This is a genomic window from Pseudomonas juntendi, from assembly GCF_021560075.1.
GTDB classification, from domain to species: domain Bacteria; phylum Pseudomonadota; class Gammaproteobacteria; order Pseudomonadales; family Pseudomonadaceae; genus Aquipseudomonas; species Aquipseudomonas juntendi.
The window spans coordinates 5,340,139-5,354,219 of sequence record NZ_CP091088.1 but is presented as its reverse complement, the minus strand read 5'-3'; the positions used below and the strand labels follow the sequence as shown (position 1 = coordinate 5,354,219).

Genomic DNA, 14,081 nt, shown 5'->3' with positions numbered 1-14,081 from the left:
GGGCCTTGTGCGCAAGGCCTGTAAGAACAATTCCAAAACTTACGGCAAATACTCATGAGCAATTACACCGAAGCCGCCCGCCCACCCGACGTGGCGGCCGAAGCGGGCAACAATCAGCGCAGCAAAGGCCTGGCCAAGGGTCGCCTGGGCTTGCTGGCCAGCGTGGTACTGGGCATCTCCACCATCGCCCCGGTCTATACCCTCACCGGCGCACTGGGCCCTACCGTGCGTGAGGTAGGGGCACACCTGCCAGCCGTGTTCATCGTCGGCTTCCTGCCAATGCTGCTGGTAGCCTTGGGCTACCGTGAACTGAACTCGGCAGAGCCGGACAGCGGCACCTCCTTTACCTGGTCGGCGCGCGCCTTCGGGCCGATGATCGGCTGGATCGGGGGGTGGGGGCTGGTGGTTGCCACCACCATCGTGCTGTCCAACCTGGCGGGGGTGGCGGTCGACTTCTTCTACCTGTTCCTCGGCCAGATCACCGGCAGGCACGCGCTGGCGGGACTGGCCGACAACCTGTTGATCAACATCGTCACCTGTTGTGTGTTCATCGCCCTGGCGGTTTGGATCTGCTGCCGGGGCATGGCCACCACCATGACCGTGCAGTATGGCCTGGTGGCCCTGCAACTGCTGGTATTGGTCGGCTTCGCCTTCGCCGCGTTCGGCGGCACCACTGCGCCACCGCCGATGGCGTTCGACCTGGCCTGGTTCAATCCATTCGGCGTGGAGTCGTTCTCGGCCTTTGCCGCGGGCTTGTCGCTGTCGATCTTTATCTTCTGGGGTTGGGATACCTGCCTGACCGTCAGCGAAGAGTCGGTTGGCAGTGAAGAGGTGCCGGGCAAGGCTGCCACCTTGACCGTCATGCTGATCCTCGGCCTGTACCTGTTCACTGCCATTGCCACCCTGCAGTTTGCCGGCATTAGCGAAACCGGCCTGGGGCTCAACAACCCGCGCATCCAGGAGAACGTGTTTGCCCACCTGGCCGGCCCGGTGATGGGGCCGCTGGCGATCCTGATGTCCATTGCCGTGCTGGCCAGTACCGCAGCCTCGTTGCAATCGACCTTCGTGGCGCCGGCGCGCACGCTGCTGGCCATGGGTTATTACGGCGCAGTACCGCCGAAGTTCGCCAGTGTTTGCCCCCGCTCGCAGACCCCACGCTACGCGACCATTTGCGCAGGTGTGGCAGCGGGCCTGTTCTACGTGACCATGCGCACGCTGAGCGAGAACGTGTTGGCCGATACCATCACTGCGCTGGGCATGATGATCTGTTTCTACTATTCGCTGACGGCGTTTGCCTGCGTCTGGTATTTCCGCGGCAGCCTGTTCAGCAGCGTGCGCCACTTCTTCATGCGTGGCATGTGCCCGCTGGTGGGTGGGGTGATTCTGTCGGTGATCTTCGCGCGGACCGCCATCGACAGCGCGTCGCCGGACTTCGGCAGCGGCTCGCATGTCGGCGGGGTGGGGCTGGTGTTCGTGATTGCCGCGATCATCTCGGTGCTGGGCATCGGGCTGATGATGCTGTCACGCCTGCGTGCGCCGGCGTATTTCCTGGGGGCTACCCTGCGCCAGCAGGCTACCCTGCCTTTGCAGGAATGAAGCTGGGGGCGCTTTGCGCCCCTATCGCGACACAAGGCCGCTCCCACAAAAGCACGGCGTACGCCATCTAATGTGGGAGCGGCCTTGTGTCGCGATAGGGCCTCGAAGAGGCCCCATCGATCTTCAGCCGATCATTTGCTTCAGCAACACTGCATGACGCTGCTGCTGCTTCTTCAGCGCCAGCCGATTCGAGCGGAACACCGCCTTCAAATCCTCCAGCGCCTCGTCGAAATCATCATTGATGATCACGTAGTCGTACTCGTCGTAGTGCACCATCTCGCTGACCGCTTCTTTCATGCGCCCATTGATGATCTCTTCGCTGTCCTGCCCGCGCCCGTTCAGGCGCTGGCGCAGCGCCTGCTGGCTCGGTGGCAGGATGAATACCGACAACGCATCGGGCATCACCCGGCGAACCTGCTGGGCGCCTTGCCAGTCGATTTCCAGAATCAGGTCATAGCCCTCGTCCAGGGTTTGCTGCAGTGCGCTGCGCGACGTGCCGTAGAAATTGCCGAACACTTCGGCATGCTCCAGGAAGTCACCCTGTGCGATCAGCGCCTTGAATTCCTCGTGCACGACGAAGTGGTAGTTCACCCCGTGCTGCTCGCCCGGGCGCATGGCGCGGGTGGTGTGCGAGACCGAGACGCGGATCTGCCGGTCTTCCTTGATCAGGGCGTTGACCAGGCTGGTCTTGCCGGCGCCGGAAGGGGCCGAGACGATGTAGAGGGTGCCGCTGTTGTGGTTCATGGTTGGGGTGGCCTTACTCGATGTTCTGTACTTGTTCACGCATCTGTTCGATCAATACCTTCAGGTTGACCGCCGCCTGCGTGCTGCGTGGGTCGAAGGCCTTGGAGCCAAGGGTGTTGGCCTCGCGGTTGAGCTCCTGCATCAGGAAGTCCAGGCGCCGGCCGGCGGCGCCGCCCCCCTTGAGCACGCGGCGTACTTCGGTAACGTGGGTGCTGAGGCGGTCGAGTTCCTCGGCCACGTCGCTTTTCTGGGCCAGCAGCACCATTTCCTGCTCGAGGCGCTGTGGGTCGAGCTCTGCCTGCATGTCGCCGAAGCGGTCGAGGATTTTCTGCCGCTGTGCCGCGAGCATCTGCGGCACCAGTGCGCGCAGCGTCGTGACTTCACCGGCCATGCTGTCCAGGCGCTCGTTGATCAGGCGCGCCAGTTCCTGGCCTTCGCGCTGGCGCCCGGCCTTGAGTTCGGCCAGGGCTTCGTCGAACAGCGCCATGGCTTCAGCGTTGAGTGCCTGCGGGTCACTGGTATCGGCTACCAGCACGCCGGGCCACGACAGCACTTCCAGCGGGTTGAGCGGGGCTGGCTGCCTGATCAGCCCGGCCACTTCTTCGGCGGCGGCGACCAGTTGTGCGGCGCGCTCGCGGTCGACCTTCAGCGGCTTGCCGGTGCTGTCTTCATTCAGGCGCAAGGTGCATTCCACCTTGCCCCGTGACAGCCCTTGGCGCAGGCCTTCACGCACGCCGCCTTCGAGGTCGCGCAGGGCCTCGGGCAGGCGCAGGTGCGGCTCCAGGTAACGGTGGTTGACAGAACGCAGCTCCCAGACCAGGGTGCCTTGGCTGCCGGCGCGCTCGACACGCGCAAAAGCGGTCATGCTATGCACCATGGGGAGTACCTCGCTTGGATAAGTGAACGGCGCAGGATTGTAGCGCAGTGGGGGCGTGGCGCCCAATCGGCCTATGTTACCGGTAGGTGGTGGTCGGGGTAGGAAAAGGCGACGGGCCGTCTGCGCGCGACAATAGGCATGTCCTCACCGGGCTTGCGGCTCTATAATGCTCGCCAGATTCAAAGTCCCAGTACAGGTATCCCAGATGAAACGTCCAAGTGGTCGCGCCGCCGATCAGCTCCGCTCGATCCGCATCACCCGCAACTACACCAAGCACGCCGAAGGGTCGGTACTGGTCGAGTTCGGTGACACCAAGGTCATCTGCACGGTCAGCGTGGAAAACGGTGTGCCGCGCTTCCTGAAAGGCCAGGGCCAGGGTTGGCTGACCGCCGAGTACGGCATGTTGCCGCGTTCCACCGGTGAGCGTAACCAGCGTGAAGCCAGCCGCGGCAAACAGGGTGGCCGCACCCTGGAAATCCAGCGCCTTATCGGGCGCTCTCTGCGTGCCGCACTGGACATGAGCAAGCTGGGCGACATCACCCTGTACGTCGACTGCGACGTGATCCAGGCCGATGGCGGTACCCGTACCGCGTCCATCACCGGTGCCATGGTTGCCCTGTGCGACGCCCTGGCAGTAATCAAGAAGCGCGGTGGCCTCAAGGGCGGTAACCCGCTCAAGCACATGATCGCTGCCGTTTCGGTCGGCATGTACCAGGGCGAAGCGGTGCTCGACCTGGACTACCTGGAAGATTCCGCTGCCGAAACCGACCTGAACGTGGTCATGACCAGCGCGGGCGGCTTCATCGAAGTGCAGGGCACTGCCGAAGGCGCGCCGTTCCAGCCGGAAGATTTCAACGCCATGCTCGCCCTGGCGCAGAAAGGCATGACCGAAATCTTCGAGCTGCAGCAGGCGGCGCTGGCCGATTGAGACCAGCCGGAGAGGTGCAGATGTTCTGCCACCTCTCCGCGCTGCTGGGCCCGCTGATCTGGCGGCCGATCACATAGATTTTCTGTGGCCCCGTTCGCGGGCACGCCCGCGAACGGGGCTGCAAAGCAGCCCCAATGGCTTCAGATGGTCAGCGTCCAGTCATAGTCGACAATCAGCGGCGCATGCTGCGAGAAGCGCGGCTGGCGCGGCAGGCGGGCGTTGCGCACGAAGCGGCGCAGGCCCGGGGTGAGGATCTGGTAGTCGAACCGGTATCCCAGGTTGAGCATCTCGGCCTGCTCGTTGTCTGGCCACCAGCTGTACTGGTCGCCTTCACGGCTGACTTCGCGCAGGGCGTCGACGTAACCCATCTCGCCCGTGATCGCATCCATCCACGCACGCTCCGGCGCCAGGAAGCCAGGCGACTGCTGGCTGTCGCGCCAGTTCTTGATGTCGAGCTTCTGCTGCGCCACGTAGAACGAGCCGCAATAGATGTACTCGCGGCGCTTGCGGCGCTGCTTGTCCAGGTACTTGGCGAAGTCGTCCATCAACTTGAACTTCTGGTTCAAGTCTTCGTCGCCGTTCATGCCCGAAGGCAGTAGCAGGCTGGCAATACTGACTTTGTCGAAATCTGCTTGCAGGTAACGCCCGTAGCGGTCGGCTGTCTCGAAGCCCAGGCCGGTGATGACTGCCTTGGGCTGCATGCGCGAATAAAGGGCCACACCACCTTGGGCTGGCACCTCCGCGTCGCAGGCATAAAGGAAATAGCCATCGAGCTGGAAAGCTGGGTCATCGAGTTCAAAGGCCGAGGCGCGGGTATCCTGAAGGCAGATGACGTCGGCATTCTGGGCTTGAAGCCAGCTGAGCAAACCACGCTCGGCCGCAGCCTGAATGCCATTAACGTTCACACTGATGATCCGCATAAATGGCCCCATAAATCTCGTGCGTGTATGATACCCGAGCTCAACCCATTTAGCTAAATCCGTGGTGTCCGGGACTATTCATGCAGCCGTATCAGCGCGACTTCATCCGTTTTGCCATCGATCGCGGGGTACTGCGTTTCGGTGAATTCACCCTGAAATCGGGGCGTACCAGCCCGTATTTCTTCAATGCCGGCCTGTTCAACACCGGTTCTGCCCTGGCTGAACTGGGCCGCTGCTATGCCGCCGCCATCGTCGACAGCAAGATCCCGTTCGATGTGCTGTTCGGCCCTGCCTACAAAGGCATTCCGCTGGCGGCGACCACTGCCGTGGCGCTGGCTGACCAGCACCAGCGCGATGTGCCATGGTGCTTCAACCGCAAGGAAGCCAAGGACCACGGCGAAGGCGGCAGCCTGGTTGGCGCACCGCTGGCCGGTGATGTGCTGATCATCGACGATGTGATCACCGCCGGCACTGCCATCCGTGAGGTCATGCAGATCATCAACGCCCAGCAGGCCAAGGCCGCCGGCGTGCTGATCGCGCTGAACCGCGAAGAACGTGGCAATGGCGAGCTGTCGGCTATCCAGGAAGTGGAGCGTGACTTCGGCATTCCAGTGGTCAGCATCGTTTCGCTGACCCAGGTGCTGGAGTTCCTGGCTGACGACCCACAGCTCAAGCAGCACCTGCCCGCTGTCGAAGCTTACCGGGCGCAGTACGGGATCTGATCCTGGCCCGGAAATGAAAAAGGCGACCTTCTTGTGAAGGTCGCCTTTTTTTGTGCCGCCTGTTTTGGCCTATTCGCGGGCACGCCCGCGAAGGGGCCGGTACAGGCTAACCGATCACTCAGCGCGGCTTGCGGTTGGTGATCAGGGTGCCCACGCCGCTGTCGGTGAAGATCTCCAGCAGCACCGCATTCGGCACGCGGCCGTCGATGATGTGCGAGCTGTTAACGCCGCCCTGCACTGCATCCAGCGCACACTTGATCTTCGGCAGCATGCCGCCGTAGATGGTGCCATCGGCGATCAGCTCGTTGACTTGCTCCGTGGTCAGGCCGGTCAGGACCTGGCCCTGTTTGTCCATCAGGCCCGCAATGTTGGTCAGCAGCATCAGCTTCTCGGCCTTCAGCGCTTCGGCCACCTTGCCGGCCACGAGGTCGGCGTTGATGTTGTAGGACTCACCGTTGACACCCACGCCGATTGGCGCGATGACCGGGATGAAGTCACCCTTGACCAGCATGTTCAACAGGTCGGTGTTCACGCTCACCACTTCGCCCACGTGACCGATGTCGATGATTTCCGGGGTGGTCATTTCGGGGGTCTGGCGGCTGACGGTCAGCTTGCGTGCGCGGATCAGCTCCGCGTCCTTGCCGGTCAGGCCGATGGCGCTGCCGCCATGGCGGTTGATCAGGTTGACGATGTCCTTGTTGACCTGGCCGCCCAGCACCATTTCCACCACGTCCATGGTCGCCGAATCGGTCACGCGCATGCCGTCGATGAAGTGGCTTTCGATCGACAGGCGCTTGAGCAGGTCGCCGATTTGCGGGCCACCCCCGTGCACGACCACCGGGTTGATACCGACCGCTTTCATCAGCACGATGTCACGGGCGAAGCCGGTCTTGAGCTCCTCGCTCTCCATCGCGTTGCCGCCGTACTTGATCACCAGGGTCTTGCCGACAAAGCGGCGGATGTAGGGCAGCGCTTCGGACAAAACCTCGGCTACATGGGAAGCGGCATCGCGATCGAGGGTCATGCAGGGCTCCTGTGAGGAACAGATAATCGGTCAGAACGGCAGTTGCAGCTCAGGATCAACCCGCAGCAACTGGGTACGGAAAACATCCTTGATACGTTGCAATTCGGCGTCACTGTCGGCCTCGAAGCGCAGTACCAGCACCGGTGTGGTGTTGGAGGCGCGAACCAGGCCCCAGCCATGGGCATAGTCGACCCGCACACCGTCGATGGTGGTCAGGTTGGCTTCGCCCCAGTCGGCGTCGCGTTGCAGTGCATCAATGATGCTGAATTTACCCTCGTCGGTCACATCAATATTGATTTCCGGCGTGGAAATATCGTTCGGGAAGGCGGCAAACAGGTTTTCGGCGCTCTGTTCGGCCTTGCTGAGGATCTCCAGCAGGCGCGCGGCACTGTAGATACCGTCGTCGAAACCGTACCAGCGTTCCTTGATGAAGATGTGACCACTCATCTCGCCCGCCAGCAGCGAACCGGTCTGTTTCATCTTCTTCTTGATCAACGAATGGCCGGTTTTCCACATCAGCGCCCGGCCACCGTGTTGTTCGATCAGCGGGGTCAGGCGCCGGGTGCACTTGACGTCGAAGATGATCTCGGCGCCCGGGTTGCGTGCCAGTACGTCCTGGGCGAACAGCATCAGCAGGCGGTCGGGGTAGACGATGCTGCCGGTGTTGGTCACGACGCCGACGCGGTCGCCGTCACCATCGAAGGCCAGGCCGATGTCGGCGCCGGTCTGCTTGACCTTGGCGATCAGGTCTTCGAGGTTTTCCGGCTTGCCTGGGTCCGGGTGGTGGTTAGGGAAGTTGCCGTCCACCTCGCAGAACAGCGGGATCACCTCACAGCCCAGGGCTTCGATCAACTGGGGGGCGATCACACCGGCGGCGCCATTGCCGCAGTCCACCACGACCTTGAGCTTCCTGGCCAGCTTCACGTCGCCGACGATCTGCTGGAAGTAGCGGTCGAGGATCTCGACTTTTTCCACACGCCCTGCAGCCAGGGTAAGGTCGTTGGTTTTCAGGCGGGTCAGCAGGGCCTGGATCTGTTCATTGGCCAGGGTGTCGCCGGCGATGACGATCTTGAAGCCGTTGTAGTCGGACGGGTTGTGGCTACCGGTCAGCATCACGCCCGACTTGCCGGCCAATACGTTGGCCGCGTAGTACAGGGCCGGGGTTGGCACCAGGCCGACGTCGCTGACCTGGCAACCGGCATCGACCAGGCCCTTGATCAGTTGCTCCACCAGCATTGGCCCGGACAGGCGGCCATCGCGGCCTACCGAGACTTGCGGTTCGCCCTGGGCCAGGCTTTGCGCACCAATGGCGCGGCCAATCCAGTAGGCGGTTTCGGCGTGCAAGGTCTTGCCGACCACGCCGCGAATGTCATACGCGCGGAAAATGCTGTCTGGCAATGTGGCGGGGACCAGGTGGGCCATGTCGTTCATCTCTGGAAGCTCCATTAATCAAAGGCTTTCTGGGCAGGCGCAAATTGAACGCTTGGACGGTGGTTTCACCAGAGAGTTCGCCATCCTTGGCCTGAACGGTCGTGTTTCGGCTCAGTGGCTGCCGGAGTGACCGAAGCCGCCAGCGCCGCGCTGGCTTTCATCGAAGGCCTCGACGATATCGAAATGCGCCTGCACGACCGGCACCAGCACCAGCTGGGCGATACGCTCGCCCACGGCGATGGTGAAAGGGGTGGTGCCGCGGTTCCAGCACGACACCATCAGCTCGCCCTGGTAGTCCGAATCGATCAGCCCGACCAGGTTGCCCAGCACGATGCCGTGCTTATGGCCCAGGCCCGAGCGCGGCAGGATGACGGCGGCAAGGCCCGGGTCGCCGATGTAGATCGACAAGCCGGTAGGAATCAGCAGGGTCTGGCCTGGTTCGAGGACGGTGTCTTGCTGGAGCAGGGCGCGCAGGTCGAGGCCAGCGGAGCCGGGGGTGGCGTAGGTTGGCAGCGGAAATTCGCTGCCCAGGCGTGGGTCGAGGATCTTGGCTTGAAGAGCGTGCATGTAACTTATCGAACCTGGTTGAGCCGTTCGGCGATGAAGGCGACCAGTTGCCGGGCGATCTTGCCCTTGCTGGTCTGCGCGAAGAGGGTTTGGTGCTGTTGGCGGTCGATCACGGTCAAGGCATTTTCTTCGCTGTTGAAGCCAATGCTGGGGTTGGCCACATCATTGGCGACGATCAGGTCGAGGTTCTTGTCCTTGAGCTTGCGCGTGGCGTAATCGAGCAGGTGTTCGGTCTCGGCGGCAAAGCCGACGCTGAACGGGCGGTCGGCGCGGCCGGCGATGGTGGCAAGGATATCGGGATTGCGCACCATCTGCAGCAGCATGCCGTCGCCGGTCGTAGGATCTTTCTTCAGTTTTTGTGTGGCAACGACTTCCGGGCGGTAGTCCGCAACGGCTGCCGAGGCAATGAACAGGTCGCACGGCATGGCCGCCTCGCAGGCCGCGAGCATGTCCCGCGCGCTGACCACGTCGATACGGCTTACCCGGTCCGGGGTTGGCAGGTGCACCGGGCCGGTCACGAGGGTCACCCGAGCCCCTGCTTCAGCTGCCGCCTCGGCGAGGGCGAAACCCATCTTGCCGGAGCTATGATTGGTGATGTAGCGCACCGGGTCGATGTTTTCCTGGGTCGGCCCGGCGGTGATCAGCACATGCTTGCCGGTCAGGGCCTGGCGCTTGAAGCTTTCTGCCGCGCACCAGGCCAGCTCGGTGGCCTCGAGCATGCGCCCCAGGCCCACGTCACCACAGGCCTGGCTGCCGGAGGCCGGGCCGAATACCTGGATGCCACGGCTTTTGAGCAGGTCGAGGTTGGCCTGGGTCGCCGGGTCGCGCCACATGGCCTGGTTCATCGCCGGGGCCACCGCCACGGTGGCGTCGGTGGCCAGTACCAGGGTGGTCAGCAGGTCATCGGCCATGCCCTGGGCCATGCGCGCCATCAGGTCGGCGGTGGCCGGGGCGATCAAGACCAGGTCGGCCCACTTGGCCAGTTCGATGTGGCCCATGGCCGCTTCGGCAGCCGGGTCCAGCAGGTCCATGTGCACCGGGTGGCCCGACAGCGCCTGCAGGGTCAGCGGGGTGATGAATTCGGCACCCCCACGGGTCATGACGACGCGCACCTGCGCGCCGTGCTCCAGGAGACGGCGAATCAGCTCGGCGCTTTTGTAGGCGGCAATGCCGCCCCCCACGCCGAGAACGATGCGCTTGCGATACAGCCGCTGCATAGGCTTGCCTTTTTCCAGTGAGAGCGGGCGGCGACGTTTGCAAATGCCTGCGGCAGAACGTCGCATGTACGAGGCGAAATAGATTAACACAGGGCCGAAATGGGCCGCAGCAAGGGCAGAGGGGCAGGGATGAATATCAGAGAGTGGCCGGCTGAAGATCGGCCAAGGGAGAAGCTGTTGCAACGGGGGGCGGCGGTGCTGTCGGACGCCGAGTTGCTGGCCGTGTTGCTCGGTTCGGGCGTGGCCGGGCGCAATGTGCTGGACCTTGCACGCGGGCTGCTGGTGCGTTTTGGAGGGCTGCGGCAGTTTCTTGAGGCCGAGCGCGCGGCGGTGCTGCGCGAGCCGGGCATAGGCGCTGTGAAGTACGCACAGTTGCAAGCGCTGCTGGAAATCGGCCGGCGTTACCTGGATGAGCACATCGCGCGCGCAGCGGTGCTGGAAGGGCCCGAGGCGGTGCGGCGTTACCTGAAGGCCATGCTGCGCCATGAGCCCAGCGAGGTGTTCGGTTGCCTCTTTCTGGACACCAAGCACAGGCCGCTGGCGTTCGAGATTCTGTTCAGGGGCACCATCGACCGGGCCAGCGTCTACCCGCGGGAGGTGGTGCGGCGGGCACTGCTGCACAACGCGGCCGCGTTGATCCTGTGCCATAACCACCCTTCAGGCAACAGTGAGCCTAGCCAGGACGATGTGCACCTGACCTTGTCGCTCAAACGCGGGCTGGCATTGATCGACGTGCGGGTGCTGGATCACATCATCATTGGCGACGGGGAGCCGTTGTCGATGGTTGAGCAGGGGTGGATCGTGGCTTAGGCCGTTTAGTTGTGTGCTGGCCTCTTCGCGGGCAAGCCCGCTCCCACAGGATATTCGCCGGCCTTGAAGGCGGTGATGTCCCTGTGGGAGCGGGCGTGCCCGCGAAGAGCCCGGTGCAGATCTACCTGGCCACCGACACCTTGCTGAAATCCAGCCGCCCGAACGGGCTGACCTGGTATCCCTCGACTTCCTGGCGCAGCAAGGTTGCCGCCGTCGGGTGCGCCAACGGCACCCACAGTGCCTGCTGCTGAATCAGGGTTTGCGCCTGCTGGTACAGCCGGCTACGCACGCTCTGGTCGTTGGTGGTGCGCCCGGCACTGATCAGCTGGTCCAGGCGGCTGTCGCAGAACCGCGCGAAGTTGGTGCCCGACTCCACTGCCGCACAGGAGAACTGCGGGCTGAGGAAGTTATCCGGGTCGCCGTTGTCACCGGCCCAGCCCATGAACAGCAGGTCATGCTCGCCGGCCTTGGCGCGGCGGATCAGCTCACCCCATTCGATCACGCGGATCTCGGCCTTGATGCCGACCTTGGCCAGGTCGGCCTGCAGCATTTGCGCGCCAAGGCTTGGGTTGGGGTTGAGCAGGCTGCCCGATGGCCGCGTCCAGATAGTGGTGCTGAAGCCCTCCGCCAGGCCGGCCTTGGCCAGCAGGGCCTTGGCCTTTTTCACGTCCAGAGGGTAGCCGGGCAAGTCTTTGGCGTAGCTCCAGGTATTGGGCGGGTAGGGGCCGTTGGCCGCCACCGCAGAGTCTTCAAACACGGCCTTGAGGTAAGCCTGCTTGTCGAAGGCCAGGTTGATCGCCTGGCGGACTTCCGGCTTGTCCAGTGGCGGGTGCTGGCTGTTGATGGCGACAAAGGCGGTCATGAACGCGGGCGTACTGGCCACCTTGAGCTTGTCGTCCTTGGCCGCTTCGGCAATATCCAGCGGTTTGGGCGACAAGGCGACCTGGCATTCGCCGCGCTTGAGCTTCTGCAGGCGCACGTTGGCATCGGTGGTGATGGCGAAGATCAACGGGTCGACTGCCGGCTTGCCGCCGAAGTAGTCCGGGTTGGCGCGGTAGCGCACCACTGCGTCCTTCTGGAAGCGCTGGAAAGTGAACGGCCCGGTGCCGATCGGCTGGCTGTTGAGCTTCTCTGGCGTGCCGGCCTTGAGCAGCTTGTCGGCATATTCGGCAGAGTAGATGGACGCGAAGCCCATGCTCAGGGTGGCCAGGAACGTGGCGTCTGGGTGGCTGAGGGTGAAGCGCACGGTGTTCGGGCCCGGGGCGTCGATCGCCTTGATCAGGCTACCCAGTTGCAGCGACTGGGCGTGCGGGTAGCCGCCGGGTGCAGTCTTGTGCCAGGCATGGGCCGGGTAGAGCATGCGCTGGAAGCTGAACAGCACGTCATCGGCATTCAATTCGCGGGTGGGCTTGAAGTACGGGGTGGTATGGAACTTCACACCGTCGCGCAGGGTGAAGTCGTACACCAGCCCGTCGGCCGAGACCGTCCAGCTGGCCGCCAGGCTCGGCACCACTTTGCCCTGTGCTGCATCGAACTCCACCAGGCGGTTCATCAGCACGTCGGCGGTGGCATTGGTGGTGGTCAGCGAGTTGTACTGCACCACGTCGAAGCCTTCGGGGCTGGCCTCGCTGCAAACGCTCAGGGGCGCGGCCTGGGCGATGCCACCCGCGAACAGGGTGGCGGTGAACAGGGAGTTGAACAATAAGGAAAGGGCGGCGGCACGCATGGTGGCTCCTTGGCTGTCAGTGGCCCATCTGCCAGTGCAGTCTGGAAAAAGCCTACCCTAGTGTGCCTGTCGGGAAATGACCACATCCTTTTTTACAAATGTGGCGACGAGCGGTCGACGGCTGGCGGGGCCTGAAGGTATGCTGCCCCGGCTGAATCGGGCTTGCGCCAATGTGCATCAACTATTGTTGCAGCCAGGTCTTTCTGGTATAAAGCAGCGCTCTTTTCTAGGGGCTCGGCCTGTCGCATAAGCGGATCCGGTCGATAAGGCCTCCAGAATCACGGCGCCCAGGCGCCAAAGACTGAGAGATTAAGCGGCCAACCCATGCCGGGTTGGGCATGTGGTTTTAGAGGGCTGAGTCATGTCGAGAGTCTGTCAAGTTACTGGTAAGGGTCCAGTAACCGGGAACAACATTTCCCACGCAAACAACAAAACCCGTCGTCGTTTCCTGCCGAACCTGCAGCACCACCGTTTCTGGGTTGAATCCGAGAAGCGCTTCGTGCGTCTGCGCGTTTCCGCCAAAGGCATGCGTATCATCGACAAGCGCGGCATCGACGCCGTTCTGGTTGACATCCGTAAAGCTGGCGCCAAGGTTTAAGGGAGAGCATCATGCGTGAATTGATCCGTCTGGTTTCGAGTGCCGGTACCGGCCACTTCTACACCACCGACAAGAACAAGCGCACCACCCCGGACAAAATCGAGATCAAGAAATATGATCCGGTTGTTCGCAAGCACGTGGTGTACAAGGAAGCCAAGATCAAGTAATTGATCGGCGACCTGAAAAAAAACCCGCATCCGTAAGGACGCGGGTTTTTTTATGCCTGCTGCAAGGTCAGTTGAATTCGAAGCCCTGAATCACCTGGTTGGCGTCGGTCCTGATCTGGATGCGGGTAGGGTCGAACTCGCGGGTGCACATGTCGGTGGGGCCGACCACGCGGGAGCGACCGGTAATGGCGCAGATGGTGTCTTTGAGCTCTGGCACGTAAGGGGCGCCGACCAGGTGGGCGAGGGCTTGTTTGACGTCATCGTTGGTCATGGTGATCTTCCTGTTGAGGTGAATGGCCCGTTGTGGGCAGGGCCATCCTCACGCATGCCGCCTGGCCAGCTGCGCTACATAATTACTTCTGCTCGAACATGACGTAGATCTTGCGGCACGGCTCAAGCACTTCCCAGGTGCCTGTGAACCCGGCCGGGATTACGAACCGGTCGCCGGCGCGCAGGGTCTTGGCACCGCCGTTGTCGTCGCGCAGTACCGAAACGCCCTGAACGATCTCGCAGTATTCATGCTCGGTGTAGTTCACTTTCCACTGGCCGACCTCACCCTCCCAAACGCCTGCGGCAAACTGCCCGCATGGGCTGGAGTAATGGTTGTAGACCGCCTGGTCTGGCTCACCCTTGAGGATTTTTTCAGCCGCAGGGCGGTACCGTTCGGCTTCAGTGAGCACTTGGGCGAAGTCGATGATGCTGGCGATGTTCATGGTGCGGCTCCTGTTCTTGTTAAATAAAATTAACATCAGTA

The 14,081-nt window shown here is 62.7% G+C and carries 16 protein-coding genes and 1 pseudogene; 7 read left to right on the top strand and 10 right to left on the bottom strand.

The features are described 5' to 3' along the window. The first annotated feature begins 54 nt into the window (after positions 1-54). Positions 55-1,596 carry an APC family permease gene (locus L1P09_RS24715; RefSeq protein ID WP_047149774.1) on the top strand — a complete coding sequence of 514 codons (1,542 nt, stop codon included), beginning with the start codon at positions 55-57 and terminating at the stop codon, positions 1,594-1,596. Positions 1,597-1,719: 123 nt separating this feature from the next. Here L1P09_RS24715 and gmk read toward each other — a convergent pair whose 3' ends face one another. Together gmk and L1P09_RS24705 are read right to left on the bottom strand one after the other, a co-directional pair. After that, positions 1,720-2,340, bottom strand: coding sequence for a guanylate kinase (gene gmk, locus L1P09_RS24710; RefSeq protein WP_235768252.1), 621 nt, complete (start codon positions 2,338-2,340; stop codon positions 1,720-1,722). Positions 2,341-2,353: 13 nt separating this feature from the next. Then, entirely contained in the window at positions 2,354-3,217 is an 864-nt protein-coding gene (locus tag L1P09_RS24705) for a YicC/YloC family endoribonuclease (RefSeq protein ID WP_009681990.1), read from the bottom strand. 205 nt (positions 3,218-3,422) lie between these two features. On the opposite strand from L1P09_RS24705, the gene rph reads away from it, so the two are divergent. Beyond that, the gene (gene rph / locus L1P09_RS24700; RefSeq protein WP_009681991.1) at positions 3,423-4,145 is read left to right on the top strand and encodes a ribonuclease PH; all 723 of its coding nucleotides are present in this window, start codon (positions 3,423-3,425) and stop codon (positions 4,143-4,145) included. Positions 4,146-4,285: 140 nt separating this feature from the next. On the opposite strand, the gene L1P09_RS24695 is transcribed toward rph, so the two are convergent. Then, positions 4,286-5,065: an exodeoxyribonuclease III gene (locus L1P09_RS24695; RefSeq protein ID WP_003253401.1), complete on the bottom strand. Its 780-nt coding sequence runs from the start codon at positions 5,063-5,065 to the stop codon at positions 4,286-4,288. An 80-nt stretch (positions 5,066-5,145) separates the two neighbouring features. Here L1P09_RS24695 and pyrE point away from each other — a divergent pair, with 80 nt between their 5' ends. Beyond that, positions 5,146-5,787, top strand: coding sequence for an orotate phosphoribosyltransferase (gene pyrE, locus L1P09_RS24690; RefSeq protein ID WP_054905201.1), 642 nt, complete (start codon positions 5,146-5,148; stop codon positions 5,785-5,787). Positions 5,788-5,905: 118 nt separating this feature from the next. Here the strand turns inward: pyrE and argB are convergent, their stop codons facing one another. Together argB and L1P09_RS24680 are read right to left on the bottom strand one after the other, a co-directional pair. Further along, entirely contained in the window at positions 5,906-6,811 is a 906-nt protein-coding gene (gene argB / locus L1P09_RS24685; protein WP_009681993.1) for an acetylglutamate kinase, read from the bottom strand. A 30-nt stretch (positions 6,812-6,841) separates the two neighbouring features. Further along, a pseudogene (locus L1P09_RS24680) lies at positions 6,842-8,215 on the bottom strand (phosphomannomutase/phosphoglucomutase); the annotation flags it as partial. A gap of 16 nt (positions 8,216-8,231) precedes the next feature. Between L1P09_RS24680 and L1P09_RS24675 the strand changes: the two are divergent. Then, positions 8,232-8,372 carry a hypothetical protein gene (locus tag L1P09_RS24675; RefSeq protein ID WP_165944130.1) on the top strand — a complete coding sequence of 47 codons (141 nt, stop codon included), beginning with the start codon at positions 8,232-8,234 and terminating at the stop codon, positions 8,370-8,372. Here the strand turns inward: L1P09_RS24675 and dut are convergent. Together dut and coaBC are read right to left on the bottom strand one after the other, a co-directional pair. Continuing rightward, positions 8,354-8,809 (bottom strand): dUTP diphosphatase, encoded by a 456-nt coding sequence (gene dut, locus L1P09_RS24670; protein WP_029885729.1) that lies wholly within the window; start codon positions 8,807-8,809, stop codon positions 8,354-8,356. The two genes, L1P09_RS24675 and dut, sit on opposite strands and share 19 nt — an antisense overlap. 5 nt (positions 8,810-8,814) lie before the next feature. Next, positions 8,815-10,026: a bifunctional phosphopantothenoylcysteine decarboxylase/phosphopantothenate--cysteine ligase CoaBC gene (gene coaBC / locus L1P09_RS24665; RefSeq protein WP_235768250.1), complete on the bottom strand. Its 1,212-nt coding sequence runs from the start codon at positions 10,024-10,026 to the stop codon at positions 8,815-8,817. Positions 10,027-10,155: 129 nt separating this feature from the next. Between coaBC and radC the strand changes: the two genes are divergently transcribed. Beyond that, on the top strand, positions 10,156-10,836 hold the full coding sequence (radC, locus tag L1P09_RS24660; protein WP_029885730.1) for a RadC family protein: 681 nt from the start codon (positions 10,156-10,158) through the stop codon (positions 10,834-10,836). 121 nt (positions 10,837-10,957) lie between these two features. Here the strand turns inward: radC and L1P09_RS24655 are convergent, their stop codons facing one another. Further along, positions 10,958-12,562 carry an ABC transporter substrate-binding protein gene (locus L1P09_RS24655; RefSeq protein ID WP_192441292.1) on the bottom strand — a complete coding sequence of 535 codons (1,605 nt, stop codon included), beginning with the start codon at positions 12,560-12,562 and terminating at the stop codon, positions 10,958-10,960. A 361-nt stretch (positions 12,563-12,923) separates the two neighbouring features. On the opposite strand from L1P09_RS24655, the gene rpmB reads away from it, so the two are divergent. Both rpmB and rpmG read left to right on the top strand, forming a co-directional pair. After that, positions 12,924-13,160, top strand: coding sequence for a 50S ribosomal protein L28 (gene rpmB / locus L1P09_RS24650; protein ID WP_003253504.1), 237 nt, complete (start codon positions 12,924-12,926; stop codon positions 13,158-13,160). Positions 13,161-13,171: 11 nt separating this feature from the next. Next, the gene (gene rpmG / locus L1P09_RS24645; RefSeq protein WP_003253507.1) at positions 13,172-13,327 is read left to right on the top strand and encodes a 50S ribosomal protein L33; all 156 of its coding nucleotides are present in this window, start codon (positions 13,172-13,174) and stop codon (positions 13,325-13,327) included. Positions 13,328-13,394: 67 nt separating this feature from the next. On the opposite strand, the gene L1P09_RS24640 is transcribed toward rpmG, so the two are convergent. Together L1P09_RS24640 and L1P09_RS24635 are read right to left on the bottom strand one after the other, a co-directional pair. Beyond that, the gene (locus L1P09_RS24640; protein ID WP_009682915.1) at positions 13,395-13,598 is read right to left on the bottom strand and encodes a hypothetical protein; all 204 of its coding nucleotides are present in this window, start codon (positions 13,596-13,598) and stop codon (positions 13,395-13,397) included. A gap of 82 nt (positions 13,599-13,680) precedes the next feature. Continuing rightward, positions 13,681-14,040, bottom strand: a complete 360-nt coding sequence (locus tag L1P09_RS24635; protein ID WP_009682916.1) for a cupin domain-containing protein — start codon at positions 14,038-14,040, stop codon at positions 13,681-13,683. Between the last annotated feature and the right edge of the window lie 41 nt (positions 14,041-14,081).